The organism is Tamlana crocina (assembly GCF_012037625.1).
On the sequence record NZ_JAAVJS010000868.1, the window covers coordinates 1 to 282 of the forward strand.

Consider the following 282-nt stretch of genomic DNA (forward strand, 5'->3'; position numbering starts at 1 on the left):
CCTCAGCGTACTTCTTATCTCTATTCTATTCATTCTCCTGGCTGCCAATATTGAGTACAGCGAATTGATGTTGATCTACAACTGGAAAGCCCTGTTGCTTTTTGGAGCCGTGATGTTAATAGTGCGACCGCTTGGGGTATTCTTAAGTTCGATTAATTCGGGATTAAAATGGAATGAAAAGATCTTCATTAGCTGGGTGGGACCTCGTGGTATTGTAGCCGCCGGTATTGCTTCTCTCTTCGGATTAAAACTTGTGAGGGAAGGAGTGGAAGGCGCCGAATT

Annotated in this window: 1 protein-coding gene; it reads left to right on the top strand. The window is 44.3% G+C overall.

All coding sequences use genetic code 11. The annotated features are described in order from the left end of the window. Positions 1-282 (top strand): cation:proton antiporter domain-containing protein (locus HC176_RS19320; RefSeq protein ID WP_209309845.1); only part of this gene is annotated, 282 nt, incomplete at both ends.